This is a genomic window from Streptomyces sporangiiformans (assembly GCF_005768555.2).
In the GTDB taxonomy this organism is placed as follows: Bacteria; Actinomycetota; Actinomycetes; order Streptomycetales; family Streptomycetaceae; genus Streptomyces; species Streptomyces sporangiiformans.
The window spans coordinates 14,200-33,825 of sequence record NZ_VCHX02000142.1 but is presented as its reverse complement, the minus strand read 5'-3'; the positions used below and the strand labels follow the sequence as shown (position 1 = coordinate 33,825).

Genomic DNA, 19,626 nt, shown 5'->3' with positions numbered 1-19,626 from the left:
CTGGGGTTCACCGGCCTGTCGGGGCAATAGTCGAACCATGGCAGCCACACGCACCACACACTCCACAGGCCTCACGCTCACCGCGACCCTCCTCACCGCTACGGTCGCCCTCTACATCACCCTTGTCGCCTTCGGGAACATCACGGATTTCGGCACCAACCAGCAGTTCGTACGGCACGTATTGGCCATGGACACGACCTTCAAGGACGACGACCTGATGTGGCGGGCCATCGAGTCCAAGGGCCTCCAGGACGCGGCGTACATCGCGATCATCGTGTGGGAGACGATCGCCGCACTCATCCTGATCGCGGGCACTTGGTCATGGGTCCGCCGCAGGCACGCCCGCGCCCGGCAGCTCTCCACGCTCGGCCTGTTGATGCTCATGCTCCTCTTCGGCGCCGGCTTCATCGGCATAGGCGGCGAGTGGTTCGCCATGTGGCAGTCGGACGACTGGAACGGACTCGACGCGGCGATGCGGGTGTTCACGCTGAGCGGGATCGTCCTGCTGATCATCCATCTCCCCTTCGGCCGCCCGACGCCCGGCTCCGCCTCAGGGACCACGGACTAGCACTCCTGACGGATCTCTCCCCCTGGCTCTCAACGCGCCACGCGGGTCTTCGGCGATGTAGTCGGCACTCGGGTTGTAGTCCCAGGGACCAGTTCGTCACAGCCCCACCTCGGCCTCGGCCGCCGTCCGGATCGCGCGGATCTCGGCGACGGCCTCGGTCGACTCCTGTTCGCCCGCGTCCACGATGCGCTCCAATGCACGAAGGCCCGCAGCGGCGCGAGGCTCTGGGTCTGCTGCGCGTTCGTCGTGGCCTCGAAGCGGTGCTGGGTGAGCGACTTCACTTCCGGCATGTCCTATGCTGCCGCTCGGTCCGGGCAGGCCGTGCGGCAGTCCCGGCAGCGGCCCTGATATGGGGCCCGGAACGCCCGGTCGCAGCCCTCGCAGTTTTGGAGCGGGGCCGGGCGCTCGGCCTCCGGCTTCGGCGGGAGCGGTGGGGGCAGGAGGGCGGTGAGGCGATGGGCCAGAAATCCCGCCGGGTGGCGTACGCCCTCTCGTGGCATCCCTGCTGAGAGCGTCCGCTGTACGTCGTCCGGGGCGACGCCTCGTTCCAGCCAGGCCGCCACTGCAGGGGCGAGGCGGCGTACGTCGCACTCGGCGAGGTGGAGACGGGGATCGACGGTGCGGAGGCCTGCCAGGACGTCGCGGGCGATGCGGTGGGTGGGGAGGTCATGGGTCTGCGTCGGGGTGGGCCTGGGTGTCGGCATGGCGGGGGCCTGGGGCGACTCTGAGTGAGGCTTCGGCGGCGGAGGGGCCGTACGCGTCCGGGGCTTGTTGTACGAGATCGTGCGCGTCACGATTCGCCCTGATGGAAGGCGCTCCTTGATGCGGGCCAGGTAGCCGTGCGCCTCCAGCTCCCTCAGGGCCGAGGCGATCCGCGTCTCCCCCTCGGGGAATTTCGCGGCCAGTGCCTTGATGCTGACAAGCGTTCCGCTGCGGAGCGACTGGATGTGAACCGCCAGACCGATGGCCGTCAGGGACAGCTCGGGGTGCTGGGCGAGGTGGTTTCCGACCACGGTGAACTGCTCGTCGTGGCGTTCGTCGACGTGACCGACTCCTTGGTGGGAATGGCCGGTCCGGGCGCGCCCGTGCGCGCTAAAGTGCTGCTCAGTCATCGGGAAGGTGTTGGCTTCCTAGGTGGTGAGGCCCTCGCTCGGGATTGCAGTCCCGGCGAGGGCCGTTTCACGTGTGCGGTTGTCTGTCGGGGCAGACGCTGCCCCACCAATTGGCCGACTCGCCAGCTGAATTGGCCGCGATCACCCGACCGAGTGACCAGGGGTGCGGTGGATGACGGGCTGGGTGGGGTGGGTTGGTTCTTTCCCCGGTTCTTTCTTCTTTGGCATCGGGCCCGACCGGGTCACGTCGATCCACGCTCCGGATCCACCTCGGCCCAGACCGTCTTGCAACCGGGCCCAGGGCCGTCGACAACGCCCCACCGGTCCGCGAACGCCGTCACGAGCAGCAGACCGCGCCCCGACTCCGCACGGTCACCCACCGGTTCGCCGATATGGGGGTGCCGGTCGCCCCCGGCGTCGGTCACCTCGACACGCAGCGTGTCCGGACGCCCGTGCCCGAGGACGAGCGTCAGCCGGAAGTCCCGGCCCGGGACGCAGCCGTGGAGCACGGCGTTGGCGGCGAGTTCGGCGACGATGTGCAGCGCGGGCTCGGATTCGGCGCCCCGTTCGACGAGTTGGCGCTCCGCAAGGAGGCGGGCCAGGCGGGCGCCGCGACGGGTCGAGGAGAGCAGGACCGTGAAGTCGCGGGCGGCGACGATGGGTTCGGCTGTGGCGTGGATTGCGTTGTTCACGTCACTCAGCGTGGCCATGTGTGTCTATCCTGAACAGCCGTGAAGCCGGTACGCAGCGTGACTGTCCGGATGCGGTCCGGATGCGGCTCCAAGAACGCGCAGGCCGCGCAGCTCACCTTCGCGAAGGTCTCGTGGGCGCAGTTCGTGTCGTACGCGACTGGCCGCTGAGCTGGGCGGCGCGGGTCATGGCCACGCTTGACAACCAGTCGGGGTACTGGAACTCCACAGGAGCGGCGAAGACCTTCGGTCACCCGGTCGAGCCGTCATGGCTCTCGGGGTTCCTGCCGCCGTCCGAGTCCCTCGGCACGCAAGCCCTCCCAGGCTCCCTACGGCTGTACCTTCAGCGACCAGGGAAACATCGACCCCCACTTCAGCGTCTCCCCCTCAACCGCCAGTACCCCGGCCGCGTCCGGCACCACAACGACATCCCGGAATCGATTGCTGCGCCCGCAGAGCACCCGCACGCAACGGCCCTCCTCGTTGTAGATCGCGAGCCGCCCACCTTTGTCGCCGAACTCCACGGCTAGCCGGGTCCCCGGCTCGGGGCGCTGGAACACCCGTGAGACGCCGCCTTTGGCCTCCCTGGGCAGCTCCCCGACGGACATCGCATCCAGAAACCTGATCTTCCACCGTCCGCGCATCTTCCAGCCGCGCTGGATCCGCACGGACTCGCACTCGCCGGGCGCGAGCAGGATGTGCCCTCTCTCCCGCCCGATCCCCGAGGAACCGAGGCCTCGTTCCGTATACCGCCCGCGCGGTTCCGTGACTCCGATGACCTCGAATCCCAGGCTCGCGATCCAGCCCCATGTCTCGATCACCACCGGACGTCGGCGGAGTTCCTTCGGCAAGGGGATGACGCGTTCGCCGTATCCCGAGAAGTAAGCCTTCGCACCTGTCCCGTTGGACATTCCACCTCCATCAATCGTTGAAGGAGTATCGGGGGCCCTGGCGCGGTTGTGCCAGGCCCCCGATCCGTTTCGTGCGCAGCCGGCCAGCTGGTTCAGCGTGCCGATGCCGGTTACCCGAACTGGCCGGGCTGGTAGTCGCCGGCGGGCTGCTGGATGATGACGTTCATGCGGTTGTAGGCGTTGATGAGGGCGATGAGGGACACCAGGGCGGTGAGCTGGTCCTCGTCATAGTGCTTGGCGGCGTTCGCCCAGGCCTCGTCGGTGACACCGCCTGCGGCGTCGGCGATACGGGTGCCCTGTTCCGTCAGTTCCAGGGCGGCCCGCTCGGCTTCGGTGAAGACCTTCGCCTCCCGCCAGGCCGCGATCAGATTCAGGCGCACCGACGTTTCCCCGGCGTGCGCGGCGTCTTTGGTGTGCATGTCGGTGCAGAAGCCGCAGCCGTTGATCTGGCTGGCGCGGATCTTCACCAGTTCCTGTGTCGTGGCCGGCAGGGTCGAGTCGGTCACGACCTTGCCCGCCGAGTTGATGTACCTCGCGAACTTGGCCGCGACGGGGTTGCCGAAGTAGTTGAGACGAGCGTCCATGGTGATCTCCTTGCCGTTCCGACGGTTACACAGCACCGACGGAACGGCCCTGAGAGATGTGACAGCCCAGCGAATGTGATCTGGACCACTTCGCCACCCAACGGCAGTGATCGCGGACTCCCGTCACTCCAGCACGGGCAACAGCTCCGGCAGGTGCCCGTCGGAAACGGCGGCCGCCCGCTGCCGCTCCTGCGCCACCTCCCCGTACAACGTCGTCCGGGGCTTCGCCGGACGTCCCGCCGCCTCCGCCACCGCGATCAGGTCCTTGACGGACTTGTAGGAGCCGTAACTGGAGCCCGCCATACGGGAGATGGTCTCCTCCATCAGGGTGCCGCCGAGGTCGTTGGCTCCCGAGCGGAGCATGTCGGCGGCGCCCTCCGTGCCCAGCTTCACCCAGCTGGTCTGGATGTTGGGGATGTGGGGGTGCAGGAGGAGCCGGGCCATGGCCGTCACCGCGCGGTTGTCACGCATCGTCGGGCCGGGGCGTGCGATGCCCGCCAGGTACACGGGCGCGTTGGTGTGGATGAACGGGAGGGTCACGAACTCCGTGAAGCCGCCCGTCTGTTGCTGGATCCCGGCGAGCGTGCGGAAGTGGCCCAGCCAGTGGCGGGGCTGGTCCACATGCCCGTACATCATCGTCGAGGACGACCGGATGCCCAGCTCGTGCGCGGTGGTCACCACCTCGATCCAGGTCGCCGTGGGCAGCTTGCCCTTCGTCAGCACCCAGCGGACCTCGTCGTCGAGGATCTCGGCCGCCGTGCCGGGTATGGAGCCGAGGCCCGCCTCCTTCGCGGCGGTCAGCCACTCGCGGATCGACATCCCGGTGCGCGTCGCGCCGTTCACGACCTCCATCGGCGAGAAGGCGTGCACATGCATTCCCGGCACCCGCTCCTTCACCGCGCGCGCGATGTCGAAGTAGGCGGTGCCGGGCAGGTCGGGGTGGATCCCGCCCTGCATGCAGACCTCCACCGCGCCCACGTCCCACGCCTGTTGGGCACGGTCGGCGACCTGGTCCAGGGAGAGCGTGTACGCGTCGGCGTCGCTACGGCGCTGCGCGAAGGCGCAGAAACGGCAGCCGGTGTAGCAGACGTTGGTGAAGTTGATGTTCCGGGTGACGATGTACGTGACGTCGTCGCCGACCACCGACTTGCGGACGTCGTCCGCGATACGGCAGAGCGCGTCCAGTGCCGACCCGTCCGCGTGCAGCAGGGCCAGCGCTTCGTCGTCGGTCAGCCGGGTCGGGTCGTCGGCCGCCGTCGCGAGCGCCGTGCGTACGTCCGTGTCGATCCGCTCGGGCACCATCCCGGGCGCAGCGGCCTCCCGCAGCGCCTCCCAGTCGCCGTAGACGGCGTCGAAGTCGTCGCGGCGGTCGGACGTACGGCCGTCGGTGTCGATGGTGTGGTGCAGATCGGTACGGCCGGACGCCGTGAACGCCTCCTCCGGCTCCTGCCAGGGACGGCCCTGGACGACGGAATCGGGGTTCGCCAGACCTGTCCCGGAATCCGCCAGCGCCCGTACGTGCGGCAGCAGCCTCGGGTCCAGCCACGGCTCGCCCCGCTGTACGAACTCCGGGTACACGCACAGCCGTTCACGCAGTTCGAAGCCCGCGGTGGCCGACTGTTCGGCGAGCTGCTCGATCTGCGGCCAGGGCCGCTCGGGGTTCACATGGTCGATGGTCAGCGGCGAGACCCCGCCCCAGTCGTCGATCCCGGCGCCGATGAGCCGCCCGTACTCGCTGTCGACGAGATTCGGCGGAGCCTGGAGGCAGGCGCTCGGCCCCATGATGTGCCGGGCGACGGCGACCGTCGCGACCAGGTCGTCCAGCTCCGCGTCCGGCATCCCGCGCATCGCCGTGTCCGGCTTGGCGCGGAAGTTCTGGATGATCAGCTCCTGGATGCCGTGGTAGGCACGGGCGACGCGGCGCAGCGCGAACAGCGACTCCGCCCGCTCCTCGTACGTCTCCCCGATCCCGATCAGCAGCCCGCTGGTGAAGGGGACGGAGGACCGCCCCGCGTCCTCCAGCACGCGCAGCCGCACCGCCGGCTCCTTGTCGGGAGACCCGTAGTGCGGGCCTCCCGGCTCGGACCACAGCCGCGTCGCGGTCGTCTCCAGCATCATCCCCATGCTGGGCGCGACGGGCTTGAGCCGCTGGAAGTCGGTCCACGACATGACACCCGGGTTGAGGTGGGGCAGCAGCCCCGTCTCCTCCAGGATGCGGATCGAGATGGCCCGTACGTACGCGATGGTGTCGTCGTACCCCTCCGCGTCCAGCCACTCGCGCGCCTCAGGCCAGCGGTCCTCGGGCTTGTCGCCGAGGGTGATCAGGGCTTCCTTGCAGCCGAGTTCGGCACCGCGCCGGGCGATGTCGAGCACCTCGTCCGGGGACATGAACATCCCGTGGCCGGCCCGGCGCAGCTTGCCGGGCACGGTGACGAAGGTGCAGTAGTGGCATTTGTCGCGGCACAGCCTGGTGAGCGGGATGAAGACGCTCTTCGAGTACGTGATGATCCCCGGCCGGCCCGCCGCCGCCAGGCCCACGTCCCGCACCCGGCCGGCGGACGCGGCGAGGTCGTCCAGATCCTCCCCGCGCGCCTGGAGCAGCACGGCCGCCTCGGCGGCATCGAGCGCGACGCCGTCGCGGGCGCGTTTGAGGGCCCGCCGCATGGCGTTCGCGGTGGGCCCGGTTCCGGAGCTCGCGGAAGTCGTCATCCTTCGAGCATACGATCGCATTGATCAGGTCCTGCGGGGGCCGCGTCACACGTACTTCGCGTAGTCGTCCAGCACACGCAGTACGTCCGCCTCCCCCGCGGGCGGCAGCTGCAGCACGACCTCCTCGATGCCGAGGTCCGCGTAGTGCGCGAGCTTGCCGGGGCTGGGCAGCACGGCGTAGGGCACGACCTCGAGCGCCTCGGGGTCGCGGCCCGCCTCGGCCCAGGCGGACCGCAGGGCCGGCACCGACTCGGTCAGTCCGCGGCCGCCGATCGGCAGCCAGCCGTCCGCGTACTCACTGATGTGGGAGAAGAGTTTCGGCCCGGCCGCGCCCCCGACGAGGGTCCGCGGCCCGACGACCGGCCCGCGCGGCTCCTGTGCGGGTTTGGGGTGCGCGTGACTGGCTCGTACGGACCCGAACTCCCCTTCGTACGCCGTCGGCCGCGCCGACCACAGCGCCCGCATCAGCGCCATCCGGTCCCGGGTCAGCTCCCGCCGCGTACGCCAGTCGACGCCGTGGTCGGCGGCCTCCTCCACGTTCCAGCCGAATCCGACACCGAGCGTGAAGCGGCCGCCGGAGAGGTGGTCGAGCGTCGCGATCTGCTTGGCGAGATCGATGGGGTCGTGCTGGGCGACGAGGGTGATGCCGGTGCCAAGACCGAGCGCCGTGGTGACCGCCGCCGCCTGACCGAGCGCGACGAAGGGGTCGAGCGTGCGGCCGTACTCGGGCGGCAGCTCGCCGCCCGCGGGATACGGCGTCGTCCGCTCGACCGGGATGTGCGTGTGCTCGGGCAGATACAGCCCTGCGAAGCCGCGCTGCTCCAATGCGCGGGCCAGCCGGGTGGGGCTGATCGTCTCGTCGGTGAGGAAGATCGTGGTCGAGATCCGCATCGGCGACCTCTCTGTGAACGGCTTGGACGGCTTGGAAGGCTTGGACGGCTGCTGCGCAGGCGGGCCGTCGTCCGGCCGCGGCTCCGATTGAACGAAAGCTGTCGATTCCCTTTTCTTGCACCGCAGTTCACGGCTGAATACCAGGGTTGACCGTGCCACCCCTGCACCACCCTGCACCACCCTGCACCACCCTGCACCACCCATGTCACCCGACACCCTGGGAGCAGCAGCATGTGCGAGGACGACCACGGATACGCAGTGGGCAGACGTGCCCTGTTCGTGACGGGAGCCGCCGCCGCGCTTACGTTGGGAAGCGTGAGCTTCTCGAGAGACGCCGACGCCCATGCCGCCGCCGGTGCGGCGGGCGACCAGGAGACGAGAACGGTGCGCGGCACCCTGCCGACCGGCTCGCCGGACTTCGTGTATCTGCCGGTCGCGGTCCCGGACGGCGTACGGGAGATCAAGGTCGCGTACACCTACGACAAGCCCTCCGTCCCGGCCGGCACCGCGGGCAACGCGCTGGACATCGGCATGTTCGACCAGCGCGGCACGGAACTGGGCGGCAAGGGCTTCAGGGGCTGGTCCGGCGGGGCGCGCACGGAGTTCTTCATCCGCGCCGACGACGCGACGCCGGGCTATATCCCCGGGCCCGTACGCGAGGGCACCTGGTACATCGCGCTGGGCCCCTACACGGTGGCCCCGCAGGGACTCTCGTACGAGATCACCATCACGCTCACGTACGGCGAGCCGGGCACGGTCGTGAAGCCGACGTACCCGCCCTCGCGGGCCAAGGGCCGCGGCCGCGCCTGGTACCGCGGCGACTGCCACCTGCACTCCTGGTACTCGGACGGCCGTCGCACCCCGGCCGAGATCGCGGCTCTCGCACGTGCCGCGGGCCTGGACTTCATCAACTCCTCCGAGCACAACACCCATTCGGCACACGCCCATTGGGCCGACCAGGCGGGTCCTCATCCCGACGGCGAACTGCTGATCATGCTGGGCGAGGAGGTGACGACGAGGAACGGTCACGTCGTCGCGCTGGGCACGGAGCCCGGCACGTTCGTGGACTGGCGCTACCGGGCCCGCGACAACCGTTTCGGCAAGTACGCGCGGCAGATCCGCCAGGCGGGAGGTCTGGTCGTCCCGGCCCACCCGCACGCCACCTGCGTCGGCTGCAACTGGAAGTTCGGGTTCGGCGAGGCGGACGTGGTGGAGGTGTGGAACGGCCCGTACACGCCGGACGACGAGGTGTCGCTGGCGGACTGGGACAGCATGCTCGTGGCGTCGGTCCAAGGCGGCCGCGACTGGATCCCGGCGATGGGCAACAGCGACGCCCACCGCGCCCCCGACCCCGTCGGCTCCCCGCAGACGGTCGTCCTCGCCGACGACCTGACCCGCGAGGCCATCCAGGAGGGCCTGCGCGCCGGCCGCTCGTACATCGCCGAGTCCAAGGCGGTCTCGCTCAGCTTCACCGCGTCCGGCCCGAAGGGCGAACACGCGGGTATCGGCGGCCGGTTGAGGGTGGACCGCGACGACCCCGTCACGGTCCGCCTGGAAGTGACGGGCGCACCCCGATGCACCGCCCGTTTCGTCACGGACCAGGGCGTCCTGCACACGAGCCCCGTCCTCCCGGTCTCCGGCGCGGGGACGGTCGAGTGGCGGACGACGGCCCAGTACGCGGCGTACGTACGCGCGGAACTCCGCCACGAGGCGGCGATCACGTCCCTGCCGGGCCCGTTGGCGGCGTTCACGAACCCGATCTTCCTGGGGCGTTAGGGCCTGTCCGGCGGACCCGGCCCTGATCCGCCGGACAAGCCCCAGGGGGTCACGGCGCGCGAAGCGGGGCCTCGTCGGCGACGGCGAGTCCCCGCCGCTTCACATCCCGCATGCAGGAACGTCGGGCAGCTTGTCGGCCGGGTGGTCGATCCACCTGTTGGTCGACGTCAGTCGGCCATGCCGCCGGCGAACGGCATCGTCTGCCATTGGTCGACGGCCGGCTTCAAGTACTCCATCAGCGCGGGCAGTTGCGGCACGAGCGCTGCGGGCCACCGAGGCGGCGGTGGTGCCGGCCACGCACGACCGGCAGTTGCGGCGTGACGTCAGCTCCTGGCCGCGCTTCGAGTTGGAGGTTGCCCTGAGGCAGTAGACGGTGCGCGCGTGGTACACGAGCCGCTGCCGCCCCTGCTGCACGTTTTCGATCGTGTGCTACACCCTGATGAGCCGGGCACGACAACACGACCGCAGCCGACGCACCCAGAGGGAGCGCACAGCCGATGCCGCGTTACCACGACCTCAAGTACCGAGCCGTCACCACGCTTCAACGCCACGTCGTCAACCCGATCACGCGCCACGTACCGCTCCACACGCTCCTGGAGACCACCGGCCGCACCTCCGGCCTCCCCCGCCGCACCCCCGTGGGCGGCCGCCGCGTCGGCGACTCCTTCTGGCTGGTCTCCGAGTACGGCGAGAAGTCCCAGTACATCCGCAACATCCAGGCGAATCCGAGAGTGCGGGTGCGCATCGGCAGGCGCTGGCACATCGGGACGGCCCACGTCCTCCCCGACGACGACCCGATCGCCCGCCTGCGCAAGCTGCCCCGCCTGAACAGCGCGGCGGTCCGGCTGGCGGGAACGAATCTGCTGACGGTGCGAGTGGATCTCGAGGACTGACGCGCTCCAAAAAAGGGGCTGCGGTGGCGGGACCTCCCCGTGTTGCATGGGCTTCATGGTGTCCACCGACCGACTGCTCGCCTTCGCGGCCATGTCCTTCCTGCTGATCGTGGTCCCCGGACCCAGCGTGCTGTTCGTGATCGGGCGGGCCCTGGCGCAGGGACGCCGTGCCGCGCTGACCACCGTCGTGGGGAACACGATCGGCGCGTACGTACTCGTCGTGGCCGTGGCCCTGGGCATCGGGTCCGTCGTGGAGCGCTCGGTCGTCGTCTTCACGGCACTGAAACTGGCCGGTGCCGCCTACCTGGTGTACCTGGGGGTCAAGGCGTGGCGGCAACGGGGCGCGCTGCAGGCCGCGTTCAGCGGTGACACCTCCACGTCCGGCGGTCTGCGCACGCTGTGGGAGGGTTTCGCGGTCGGCATCGCCAATCCCAAGACCATCGTCTTCTTCGCCGCCGTACTCCCGCAGTTCGTCGACCGCGCCCAAGGGCACGTCGTGGCGCAGATGCTGCTGCTCGGTCTGCTCTTCAACGTCATCGCGCTGGCGTCCGACAGTGTGTGGGGACTGGTCGCGGCCACGGCACGGGGCTGGTTCGCCCGGTCACCGCGCCGGCTCTCCCTGATCGGCGGAGTCGGCGGACTCACCATGGTGGGCCTCGGCGTCACCGTCGCCGCGACCGGACGGAAGGACTAGCGTCACCCCCACCCACAGGTCCTCGCGTCCGCGCCCGGCTCCGGCTCACCGTCCTGCCGGGAGCCGACGGCCGGATCAGGAGGGTCAGGGCCGCGGCGGCCGCGGTGGCTAGGAACGCCGCGCGCAGGCCGTACGCGTCGCTGAAGAGGCCCAGTACGGCAGGGCCGGTGACCGTGCCCACGCCGAGGCAGAGGACCGTGACGCTGAAGCCGGTCGAGGGCTGGTCGGGGAAGACCCGGTAGCTCCACACCGCGAGCAGGCCCGACCCCGCCATGAAGCACGGTCCGTAGAGCACCGCCGAGAGCGTGACGGCCGCGAGGGTGCCCGGCGCGGCGCCGAGCAGGGCGACCGCGGCGGCGATGCCCGCGAAGATCAGAGCGTGGACGCGTCGCAGGCCGTACCGCGCGATCGCGCTCCCCGTCAGCGCACCAGCCGTGCCCGTCAGGCCCATCAAGGTCCAGAACAGCGGGGCCGTGGGAGCGTTCCTACCGGCCTCACTGGAGATCACCTCGACCGCGAAGGCCCAGTAGACGGCACCGACCAGCCCGTACGAGAGCGCGGTCAGGAAGAGCGGGACGGCAGGGCGGCGGGCGAACCACCGGGCTTCGAGCCGTACGCCTCGCGCGCCTGCGGCGACCGACCGGTGCGCTCCGCCGGGCAGGACGCGCGCGTTGTAGAGGGTCGTGACCAGGGCGGCCGCCGCGAAGGCCAGCCACGCATACCGCCAGCGCGCGCCGTGAGCGACCAACGCCAGGGGCCCGGCGACGACGACCGCGAAGGCCGTGCCACTCGCGATCACGCCCATGACGCGTTCGCGCCGGCCCGGCGGCACCATCCGGTCCACCGCGTCCGAGTACGGCGCCCAGGCCCATCCGGAGCTCGTACCGGCCAGGATCAGGCCGGCGGTCAGTGTCACCGGTGTGCGGGCGAAGGCCACGAGGCCCATCCCGGTGGTGGCGGACAGCCCGCCGAGGACCACCAGCGGGCGCGGGCCGACCCGTGAGACCAGCGCGCCGACCATCACGAGTGCCGCCACATATCCCAGGTACGTGGCGCTGCCGATCAACCCCATCAGCGATACCGACAGCCCGAACTCGCGCCGGAACTCCGGCAGGAAGAGTCCGTATCCGTAGCGCGCGAAGCCGAAGGTGACGCCGATAGCCGCCACCCCCGCGAGGCCCATCCGCCACTGCGGTGGCAGCGACCGCTCCCGCCTCCCGTGTTCGTGTGTCTGCTCGCGTGCCTGTTCATGTGTCTGCACGTGTGTCTGTTCGTGTGGCATGGCTGCGCCTTCCGCCTTCCGGGGCTCGTCCCTGGGTGTCGGTATGCGTGAGCGATCCGATCTCGGTCTGCCTCAGCATCCGGCCCGGGAAGTCGGCCAACCAGTGACGGAAACGTCAGGGTCCCCTATATTTACGCCATGCCTCGCAACCGGGAAACACAGTGGCCGAAGGATCCCGTCCCGCCGGCTCCGATCCGGGTGGCCGTCGCGCTCCTCGAAGAGTCCTCGCTCTTCGAACTGGCCGTGCCCTGCGCGGTGTTCGGGCAGCCGAACGACAGTGACGCGCCCCCGTGGTACGACCTCGCGCTCTGCGGGACCGCACCCGGGGTCCAGCACGCTCCGGGCGGCCTGCGGCTGGAGAGCGAGCACGGCCTCGACACGCTCGCCGCCGCGGACCTCGTGATCGTCCCGGCCTGCCTCATGAACGGCTACGAGCCCCCGGCCGCCCTCCTCGACGCGCTGCGCGCGGCCCATGCCCGCGGCGCCCGCGTCGCCTCCCTGTGCTCCGGCGCGTTCGTCCTGGCGGCCGCCGGTCTGCTGGACGGCCGCGAGGCCGCCACACACTGGATGTACGCCGACGAGCTGCGCCGTCGTCACCCGCGCGTCCGCGTCAACGAACGTGCCCTGTACGTCGACGACGGCGACATCCTCACCAGCGCCGGCACCGCGGCCGCCATCGACCTGTGCCTGCACATCGTCCGCCGTGACTACGGCACGGCGGCGGCTGCCGAGGTCGGCCGCCGCATGGTCGTGGCCCCGCACCGCGAGGGCGACCAGGCCCAGTACTCCCGGCCGAAGACCGCTGCCACGCCACCCGCCAAGGGACTCGCTCCCGTACTGGACTGGGCGATAGCCCGGCTGGATCTGCCGCTCACCATCGCCGAGTTGGCGGACCGGGCCGAAATGAGCGTGCGCACCTTCGAACGGCACTTCGCCCGTGAGGTGGGCACCACCCCACTGAAGTGGCTCAACCAGCAGCGCGTCGCCCGGGCTCGCGGACTCCTCGAAACCACGGACCTGTTGGTCGACACCATCGCCGAACGCAGTGGCCTGGGCACGGGGGACGGTCTGCGCCTGCACTTCCGCCGCACCCTGGGCACCACTCCGGCCGCGTACCGCCGCACCTACCGCGGCGCCCCATGACCCCCCGACCGCACGGCCGCCCTCACCCCGGCCACACGATCGCCTGCACCTCGCTGTACGCATGCAGCGCGTAGGAGCCGACGTCCCGTCCCACCCCGCTCCTCTTGAAGCCGCCGAACGGCGCCTCCATGTTGCGTCCGACGGTGTTGACGCCCACACCGCCGGCCCTGAGTTGCCGCGCGACGCGGAACGCCCTCGCCACGTCCCCGGACCAGACGTAGTCGATCAGGCCGTAGTCGGAGTCGTTGGCGAGGGTGACGCCCTCGTCCTCCTCGTCGAAGGGGATGACGACCACGACCGGGCCGAAGATCTCCTCACGGGCGACCCGCATGTCGTTCGTGCACTCCGCGAGGAGGGTGGGGGCGACGTAGAAGCCCGTGTCGTGCGGCGGTCGTTCGCCGCCCGCGACCACGCGTGCCCCCTCCTTGCGCCCCAGTTCCACATAGGACTCGATCCGCTCCCGGTGCGCCGCCGAGATCACCGGGCCGACGACCGTGCCCTCGGCTCGCGGGTCCCCCACCTTCAAGTAGCCGGTGTAGGCGGCGAGTTGGTCGACCAGCCGGTCGTACACGCCCCGCTGCGCCAGGACCCTCGTCGGCGCCGTGCAGATCTGGCCGCTGTAGAACGAGAACGTCGTCCCGATCCCCCGCACCGCCGACGCCAGGTCCGCGTCGTCGAAGACGACCGCCGCGCCCTTGCCGCCCAGTTCCATCAGCTGGCGTTTCATGCCGCGCCCGCACACCTCGGCGATGCGCTGCCCGACGGCCGTCGAACCGGTGAAGCTCACCATGTCCACATCGGGCGAGTCGACCGCGGCCTCGCCGACCTCCGGACGCGAGCCCGACACGACGTTCACCACGCCCGGCGGGGCGCCCGCCGCCTCCAGGGCCTCCGCCATCCGGTAGACCGACAGGGGGTCCTGGGGGGCGGGTTTGACCACCACCGTGTTGCCCATCGCGAGGGCCGGGGCGATCTTGCCGGCCGGGTTCGCCCAGGGGTTGTTGTACGAGGTGACGCAGGTGACGACGCCCACCGGCTGACGTACGGCGAGGGCGCCCATCACCGTCGCCGCGCCGAACGGGCCCGCCTCGTTGATCTGCGGGGGCAGGGGCTGTTCGACGGGTTCCAGCGCGCCCTTCGCGTACCGCTTGAGGCGGGACGCAGCGACCGCCACCTGCATCCCGCGCGCCGTACCGGTCGTGGCCCCGCTCTCGGCCTGGGCGAGGTCGGCGTACGGGACCAGGTGGCGCTGGATGTGCTCCGCCGTGCGGGCCAGGATCGCCGCCCGTTCCTCAGCGGGTGTGCGCGACCACGGGCCGAAGGCCTCGCGGGCCGCGGCGGCGGCCGCGTGCACCTGGTCCCGCGAGGCCTCCGGCGCCCACCCGACGACACCCTCGCTCGCCGGGTCGATCACCTCGTAGCGCCCGCCGTCCGGCTCGACCCACGAGCCGCCGATGAAGAGCCCCTGACGAGCGGGCACCTTCGGCGTCACCTCGTGCTCACCGTCCTCGTGTCCCGCCCGGAGCGGAGCACCCTGCCCGGTACGGCGCCCGTCACCACGTCGTCCCGGATCGCCTCCACCCCGTTGACCCAGACCGCCCGCACCCCGAGCGCCTTGGAGTCCAGCCGCGGGCTGTCTCCCGGCAGGTCGTGCACCAGGGTGGCCTTGCCGGCGTCGATCCGTTCCGGGTCGAAGAGGACCAGGTCCGCATGGAAGCCCTCCTGGACGCGTCCCCGGTCGCGGAGGCCGAAGAGCTGTGCCGGGTCGTCCGTCAGCATCTTCACCGCCTGCTCCAGCGACACCAGCTTCCGGCCGCGCAGACAGTCCCCGAGGAAGCGGGTGGTGTACGGGGCACCGCACATCCGGTCCAGGTGCGCGCCCGCGTCGGACCCGCCGAGCAGGACGTCCTCGTGCCGCCAGGTCTCGGCGCGCAGGGCCCAGGAGTCGGGGTCGTTGTCGGTGGGCATCGGCCACAGGACCGTACGGAGATCGTCCGCCGCGCAGATCTCGACCAGGCACTCGAAGGGCTCCTGGCCGCGTTCGGCCGCGATGTCCCGTACGACGCGGCCGGTCAGGCCCTCGTTCGCGGCGCTGTAGGTGTCGCCGATGACGTACCGGCCGAAGTTGGTCAGGCGCCGGAAGACGCCCGCCTCCTTGGAGCTCCCGCGCCGGAGCATCTCGGCCCGGACCTCCGGGTCGCGCAGCTTCGCGATCCTCTCCGGGACGGGCAGGCCCAGGATCGGCCCCCACCCGGGGATCAGGTTCAGCGCGCAGAACGTCCCCAGCGACATGTTCATCGGTGTGAGGATCGGCATGGTCAGCGCGACGATCCGGCCGCCGGACTTGCGGGCGCGCTCGCTCGCCTCCAGTTGCCTCGGTACGCGTTCGGGGACCGACGCGTCGATCGTGAGCACGTTCCAGTTCAGAGGGCGGCCCGCGGACGCGGTCATCTCCACGAAGAGGTCGATCTCGTCGTCGCTGAACTGGTCGAGGCAGCCCGCCACGATGGCCTCGATCTGCGTGCCCTCGTGCTCGCCGACGGCCCGCGAGAGTGCCAGCAGTTCGGCGGGTTTCGCATGTCGGGACGCGACCGGCTTTCCGTCGCCGTCGGAGTGCGAGGTCGACTGGGTGGTGGACAGTCCCCAGGCACCCGCGTCCATCGCCTCCCTCAACAGCCGCACCATCGCGTCGAGTTGCTCCGTCGACGGCTGCCCGCCCACCGCGTCCGGCCCCATGACGTGACGCCGCAGCGCGCAATGCCCCACCATGAAGCCGGCGTTGACGGCGATCCGCCCCTCCAGAGCGTCGAGGTACTCCCCGAAGGTGTGCCAGCTCCAGGGCGCGCCCTCCTCCAGCGCGACCAGCGACATGCCCTCGACCTTGGACATCATCCGCCGGGTGTAGTCGGCGTCCGCGGGGCGCTCCGGGTTCAGGGGCGCCAGCGTGAAACCGCAGTTGCCGCCCGCGACCGTCGTCACCCCATGGTTCAGGGACGGCGTCGCGTACGGGTCCCAGAAAAGCTGGGCGTCGTAGTGCGTGTGAGGGTCGACGAAGCCGGGAGCGAGGACGAGCCCGCCGGCGTCCTCGGTGGTGCGGGACTCCTCGGTGACGGTACCGATGGCCGCGATCCGCCCGTCGCGTATCCCCACATCGGCGGTGCAGGCGGGCGCGCCCGTCCCGTCGACGACGGTCGCGCCTTTGATGACGTGATCGAGCATGGAGCGTGCCTCCTTGGCTTCCGGTGCGTTGAACGCGCCCCATAGGGGCGCGGGGCTGTGTCAATTTGCGGCTCCGCCGCGCGAGCGCGAGCAACCACAACAGACCCGCAGCCGCCGACCGAACCTCAGGCAGCCCCTCGGAACCGCGAAGTCCGATGGACGGGATCCGTGTCGATCTTCGGAATCACATGCTCACCGACCAGCCTGATCGTCTGGAGCGTGTCCTCGCGCGAGATCCCGATCGGCATCCCGAAGGACAACTGGTCGGCGCCCGCCTGCTCCCACCGCTTGCACTGCGTCAGCACCTCGTCCGGGTCCCCGCAGATCAACAGCTCCTCGGCGATGAGGACTTCGATGATCTCCTCGGTGAACTCCGGCAGCGTCTCCGGCCACACCGGGACGCCCTCGGGACGCGGGAAGGTGTCGTGGTAGCGGAAGAGGAGCGACTGGAGGTAGTGCAGACCGCCGCCGGCCGCGATCCGGACCGCCTCCTGGTGCGTCGGCGCGCAGATCGCCGTCGACGTCACCATCACGTTGTCGTTGACGAAGTCCCCGACCGGCTGGGCCTCGACGATCGCCGTCTTGTACTGCTCCAGCACCCACTCCATGTCGGAGACCTTCTGCACGCTGAAGCCGAGCACCCCGAGGCCCTTGCGGGCGGCCATCGCGTACGAGGGCGGTGAGCCGGCGGCGTACCACATGGCCGGGTGGGACTTCCCGTACGGCTTGGGCAGGACCTTGCGCGGCGGCAGCGACCAGTGCTTGCCCTGGAACCCGGTGTACTCGTCCTGGAGCCACATCTTCGGGAACTCGGCGATGGTCTCTTCCCAGATCTCCTTGGTGTGGTTCATGTCGGTGATGCCGGGCAGGAAGCCGAGGATCTCGTGCGAGCCCGCGCCGCGCCCGGACCCGAACTCGAAGCGCCCCTCACTGAGATGGTCGAGCATGGCGACCTTCTCGGCGACCTTCACGGGGTGGTTGACCTGGGCCAGCGGGTTGAAGATGCCCGAGCCGAGGTGGATGCGGTCGGTCGCGTGGGCCAGATAGCCCAGGAAGACGTCGTTGGCGGAGAGGTGCGAGTACTCCTCCAGGAAGTGGTGCTCGGACGCCCAGGCGTACTTGAAGCCGGACTTGTCCGCCTGGATGACGTACTCGGTCTCCTCCATCAGCGCCTTGTGCTCGGCGAGCGGGTCGCTCTCGGCTCGCTTGCCCACGTATCCCTGTACAAAGAGCCCGAATTCCAAGGAGGTTCACCGTCCCACGGTCAGGTCCGTACAACTGTTTCTGACAGTGCGTCAGATCTCGGTACGGCCGACTGTTCCACCGACCCCGTGGAGCGTCAATAGCTGACGTGCCGTCAGATGAGGCTCACTCCGGCCAGCCAGCCTCCGTCGATCACGAACGGCTGCCCGGTGATGTACGAGGAGTCCTCGCAGGACAGGAAGAGCGCGAGCCGGGCCACCTCCTCGGGCGCACCGATGCGGCCGAGCGGGACGCGCTTGCGGTAGAGCTTGTCGACGGCCTCGGCGGACGCGTCGTCGCCCGGATCGGTCATCGCGGTGTCGATGGCGCCGGGGCAGACCGCGTTGACGCGGATGCCCTTGCGGGCCAGCTCCAGCGCGGCCACGCGGGTGAGGCCGACGATCGCGTGCTTGCTGGCGGCGTACGCGCCGACGTACGCCATGCCCGTCATCCCCGTGTACGAGGCGGTGTTGACGACGGTCCCGCCGCCGGCCGCCTCGATCTCGGGGGCCAGGGTCTTGATGCCGAGGAAGACGCCGACCTGATTGACGCGTACGACCTGCATGAACTCGTCGAGGGGGGTGTCGACGAGGGAGTTGAAGCGCAGGACGCCGGCGTTGTTGACGAGCCCGTCGACCCGGCCGTACGCATCCTTGGCGGCGGCCACCGCGGCCGCCCAGTCCTCCTCACGGCTCACGTCCAGGTGGACGTAGAGCGCACCCAACTCCTTGGCCAGCTTCTCCCCTTGATCGTCGAGCACGTCCGCGACGACAACCTGAGCGCCCTCCGCGACGAAGAGCCGCGCCTCCTGCTCGCCCTGGCCACGCGCGGCGCCGGTGACGAGGACGACACGCCCGTCGAGCTTGCCCATGGATCTCTCCTTCAGAGGTGTGGACGCGTGGTGGACGCCCTTGCTGACGCGTCGTCACGCACCTGATGAGGACACCCATGGTCGTAGCTGACGGATCGTCAGACAAGGGGTGCCACACCCCGTGTGTGTCGCACTGCACACGTCAACCAACCGGCCAGTAGGGACATTTGACTCTGTTGCCGCTTCCCGCCCCGACCAATAATCCATTCCCCGCAAGGCAAAGAAGCCGCCAAGGACGGAGCAAGACATGGCCAAGAGGGCCCTGAAGAACAAGAAGGTCCGACTCGTCGCCATCGGGTCCGCCCTCGCCACCGGTGCAGCGGTCATCACCCTGCTGCCGTCGGCGAACGCCGCCGAGGAGAAGAAGACGCCCGAGCAGATCATCTCGATGTGCGAAAGGTCCGCAGTGCTCAACGGTAAGAAGCAGTCGGTGAGTGATTTCGGGGGCGCCTTCGCGGACGGTTTCGCGGCCGACAACTGCGATTACGTAGAGACGAATTTCGAGACCTTCGACGGCCCCAAGGAGAAGGCCTCGATCGACTTCCCGAACTGCGAGCCGAACGCCACCGAGCCGTCCAAGGTCGAGATCACCTGGAAGGCGACCGTGGGTCAGGGCCAGGGCAAGTACACCGCGACACAACAGGGGGCCGGTGGAGGCCTCTTCGGCGCTCTGAGCGGGTCCTGGCTCAAGCACAAGGGAACGACCGACCTGACCCTCAGGACGGTGACCGCCGGCGACACGGAAACGAGGGAAGTTCCGCCCGGCAAGATCCTCCACATGGAGTTCACGCCGAAGATGCAGCGCATGACGGGCGAATGGCGGGTGAGGATCGATGCCGACCCGGGAGGCTTCGCCACCAACCCCAGCCCCGAGAAGAACTTCGTGGCGTCGGAAGTCGTCGAGGGACCCGCCGTTCTGCCAGGAGCCGCCGGCGCACCCGGAATCGCGGACGGGACGGCCAAGCCCGTACTGACCGACTGCTGACGGCCCCCGGTCACCCCACTCCCCCGCATCTCTCCACCACCCAACTCCCCACACTCC

Annotated in this window: 17 protein-coding genes and 1 pseudogene; 7 read left to right on the top strand and 11 right to left on the bottom strand. The window is 70.0% G+C overall.

Annotated elements, in window-relative coordinates; all coding sequences use genetic code 11:
• Nucleotides 1-37 precede the first annotated feature (37 nt).
• Nucleotides 38-568 (top strand): DUF2165 domain-containing protein, encoded by a 531-nt coding sequence (locus FGD71_RS21000; RefSeq protein ID WP_119102026.1) that lies wholly within the window; start codon nucleotides 38-40, stop codon nucleotides 566-568.
• A 293-nt stretch (nucleotides 569-861) separates the two neighbouring features.
• Here FGD71_RS21000 and FGD71_RS20990 read toward each other — a convergent pair whose 3' ends face one another.
• Entirely contained in the window at nucleotides 862-1,680 is an 819-nt protein-coding gene (locus tag FGD71_RS20990) for a helix-turn-helix domain-containing protein (RefSeq protein ID WP_119102025.1), read from the bottom strand.
• A gap of 242 nt (nucleotides 1,681-1,922) precedes the next feature.
• Nucleotides 1,923-2,390, bottom strand: coding sequence for an ATP-binding protein (locus FGD71_RS20985; protein ID WP_119102024.1), 468 nt, complete (start codon nucleotides 2,388-2,390; stop codon nucleotides 1,923-1,925).
• Nucleotides 2,391-2,411: 21 nt separating this feature from the next.
• Here FGD71_RS20985 and FGD71_RS49710 point away from each other — a divergent pair, with 21 nt between their 5' ends.
• Entirely contained in the window at nucleotides 2,412-2,540 is a 129-nt protein-coding gene (locus FGD71_RS49710) for a hypothetical protein (protein WP_276147151.1), read from the top strand.
• 158 nt (nucleotides 2,541-2,698) lie between these two features.
• On the opposite strand, the gene FGD71_RS47455 is transcribed toward FGD71_RS49710, so the two are convergent.
• The 4 genes from FGD71_RS47455 to FGD71_RS20965 form a co-directional block, all read right to left on the bottom strand.
• Nucleotides 2,699-3,280 carry a hypothetical protein gene (locus FGD71_RS47455; protein WP_162931182.1) on the bottom strand — a complete coding sequence of 194 codons (582 nt, stop codon included), beginning with the start codon at nucleotides 3,278-3,280 and terminating at the stop codon, nucleotides 2,699-2,701.
• A gap of 110 nt (nucleotides 3,281-3,390) precedes the next feature.
• Nucleotides 3,391-3,864 carry a carboxymuconolactone decarboxylase family protein gene (locus tag FGD71_RS20975; protein WP_119102022.1) on the bottom strand — a complete coding sequence of 158 codons (474 nt, stop codon included), beginning with the start codon at nucleotides 3,862-3,864 and terminating at the stop codon, nucleotides 3,391-3,393.
• Between the two features lie 123 nt (nucleotides 3,865-3,987).
• Nucleotides 3,988-6,573 carry a bifunctional FO biosynthesis protein CofGH gene (locus FGD71_RS20970; protein ID WP_119102021.1) on the bottom strand — a complete coding sequence of 862 codons (2,586 nt, stop codon included), beginning with the start codon at nucleotides 6,571-6,573 and terminating at the stop codon, nucleotides 3,988-3,990.
• A gap of 45 nt (nucleotides 6,574-6,618) precedes the next feature.
• Complete coding sequence (locus FGD71_RS20965; protein WP_119102020.1) at nucleotides 6,619-7,464, bottom strand: LLM class F420-dependent oxidoreductase; 846 nt, start codon at nucleotides 7,462-7,464, stop codon at nucleotides 6,619-6,621.
• Nucleotides 7,465-7,695: 231 nt separating this feature from the next.
• Here FGD71_RS20965 and FGD71_RS20960 point away from each other — a divergent pair, with 231 nt between their 5' ends.
• The 3 genes from FGD71_RS20960 (at nucleotide 7,696) to FGD71_RS20945 (ending at nucleotide 10,827) form a co-directional block, all read left to right on the top strand.
• Entirely contained in the window at nucleotides 7,696-9,240 is a 1,545-nt protein-coding gene (locus FGD71_RS20960) for a CehA/McbA family metallohydrolase (protein WP_119102019.1), read from the top strand.
• 497 nt (nucleotides 9,241-9,737) lie between these two features.
• The gene (locus tag FGD71_RS20950; protein WP_119102017.1) at nucleotides 9,738-10,133 is read left to right on the top strand and encodes a nitroreductase/quinone reductase family protein; all 396 of its coding nucleotides are present in this window, start codon (nucleotides 9,738-9,740) and stop codon (nucleotides 10,131-10,133) included.
• 55 nt (nucleotides 10,134-10,188) lie between these two features.
• Complete coding sequence (locus FGD71_RS20945; protein ID WP_119102049.1) at nucleotides 10,189-10,827, top strand: LysE family translocator; 639 nt, start codon at nucleotides 10,189-10,191, stop codon at nucleotides 10,825-10,827.
• On the opposite strand, the gene FGD71_RS20940 is transcribed toward FGD71_RS20945, so the two are convergent.
• Nucleotides 10,796-12,109 carry an MFS transporter gene (locus FGD71_RS20940; protein WP_119102016.1) on the bottom strand — a complete coding sequence of 438 codons (1,314 nt, stop codon included), beginning with the start codon at nucleotides 12,107-12,109 and terminating at the stop codon, nucleotides 10,796-10,798. The two genes, FGD71_RS20945 and FGD71_RS20940, sit on opposite strands and share 32 nt — an antisense overlap.
• Nucleotides 12,110-12,307: 198 nt before the next feature.
• Here FGD71_RS20940 and FGD71_RS20935 point away from each other — a divergent pair, with 198 nt between their 5' ends.
• The gene (locus tag FGD71_RS20935; protein WP_420878329.1) at nucleotides 12,308-13,252 is read left to right on the top strand and encodes a GlxA family transcriptional regulator; all 945 of its coding nucleotides are present in this window, start codon (nucleotides 12,308-12,310) and stop codon (nucleotides 13,250-13,252) included.
• A 22-nt stretch (nucleotides 13,253-13,274) separates the two neighbouring features.
• On the opposite strand, the gene FGD71_RS20930 is transcribed toward FGD71_RS20935, so the two are convergent.
• The 4 genes and pseudogenes from FGD71_RS20930 to FGD71_RS20915 all read right to left on the bottom strand — a co-directional run bounded on the left by FGD71_RS20930 (nucleotide 13,275) and on the right by FGD71_RS20915 (nucleotide 18,584).
• Nucleotides 13,275-14,732: an aldehyde dehydrogenase family protein gene (locus tag FGD71_RS20930; RefSeq protein ID WP_119102048.1), complete on the bottom strand. Its 1,458-nt coding sequence runs from the start codon at nucleotides 14,730-14,732 to the stop codon at nucleotides 13,275-13,277.
• 8 nt (nucleotides 14,733-14,740) lie between these two features.
• Nucleotides 14,741-16,474, bottom strand: a pseudogene (locus tag FGD71_RS20925) (N-acyl-D-amino-acid deacylase family protein); the annotation flags it as partial.
• A 122-nt stretch (nucleotides 16,475-16,596) separates the two neighbouring features.
• Nucleotides 16,597-17,715 (bottom strand): LLM class flavin-dependent oxidoreductase, encoded by a 1,119-nt coding sequence (locus tag FGD71_RS20920; protein ID WP_119102013.1) that lies wholly within the window; start codon nucleotides 17,713-17,715, stop codon nucleotides 16,597-16,599.
• A gap of 113 nt (nucleotides 17,716-17,828) precedes the next feature.
• Nucleotides 17,829-18,584, bottom strand: a complete 756-nt coding sequence (locus tag FGD71_RS20915; protein WP_119102012.1) for an SDR family NAD(P)-dependent oxidoreductase — start codon at nucleotides 18,582-18,584, stop codon at nucleotides 17,829-17,831.
• A gap of 247 nt (nucleotides 18,585-18,831) precedes the next feature.
• On the opposite strand from FGD71_RS20915, the gene FGD71_RS20910 reads away from it, so the two are divergent.
• On the top strand, nucleotides 18,832-19,569 hold the full coding sequence (locus tag FGD71_RS20910; protein ID WP_119102011.1) for a hypothetical protein: 738 nt from the start codon (nucleotides 18,832-18,834) through the stop codon (nucleotides 19,567-19,569).
• Nucleotides 19,570-19,626: the final 57 nt, after the last annotated feature.

Bases quoted from the DNA above. Each gene is read 5' to 3' on its own strand.
- FGD71_RS20975 (WP_119102022.1), bottom strand. From the start codon at position 3,864: ATGGACGCTCGTCTCAACTACTTCGGCAACCCCGTCGCGGCCAAGTTC.
- FGD71_RS20950 (WP_119102017.1), top strand. From the start codon at position 9,738: ATGCCGCGTTACCACGACCTCAAGTACCGAGCCGTCACCACGCTTCAA.
- FGD71_RS21000 (WP_119102026.1), top strand. From the start codon at position 38: ATGGCAGCCACACGCACCACACACTCCACAGGCCTCACGCTCACCGCG.
- FGD71_RS20965 (WP_119102020.1), bottom strand. From the start codon at position 7,464: ATGCGGATCTCGACCACGATCTTCCTCACCGACGAGACGATCAGCCCC.
- FGD71_RS20990 (WP_119102025.1), bottom strand. From the start codon at position 1,680: ATGACTGAGCAGCACTTTAGCGCGCACGGGCGCGCCCGGACCGGCCAT.
- FGD71_RS20985 (WP_119102024.1), bottom strand. From the start codon at position 2,390: ATGGCCACGCTGAGTGACGTGAACAACGCAATCCACGCCACAGCCGAA.
- FGD71_RS20910 (WP_119102011.1), top strand. From the start codon at position 18,832: ATGGCCAAGAGGGCCCTGAAGAACAAGAAGGTCCGACTCGTCGCCATC.
- FGD71_RS47455 (WP_162931182.1), bottom strand. From the start codon at position 3,280: ATGTCCAACGGGACAGGTGCGAAGGCTTACTTCTCGGGATACGGCGAA.
- FGD71_RS20940 (WP_119102016.1), bottom strand. From the start codon at position 12,109: ATGCCACACGAACAGACACACGTGCAGACACATGAACAGGCACGCGAG.
- FGD71_RS20960 (WP_119102019.1), top strand. From the start codon at position 7,696: ATGTGCGAGGACGACCACGGATACGCAGTGGGCAGACGTGCCCTGTTC.
- FGD71_RS20915 (WP_119102012.1), bottom strand. From the start codon at position 18,584: ATGGGCAAGCTCGACGGGCGTGTCGTCCTCGTCACCGGCGCCGCGCGT.
- FGD71_RS20945 (WP_119102049.1), top strand. From the start codon at position 10,189: ATGGTGTCCACCGACCGACTGCTCGCCTTCGCGGCCATGTCCTTCCTG.
- FGD71_RS20970 (WP_119102021.1), bottom strand. From the start codon at position 6,573: ATGACGACTTCCGCGAGCTCCGGAACCGGGCCCACCGCGAACGCCATG.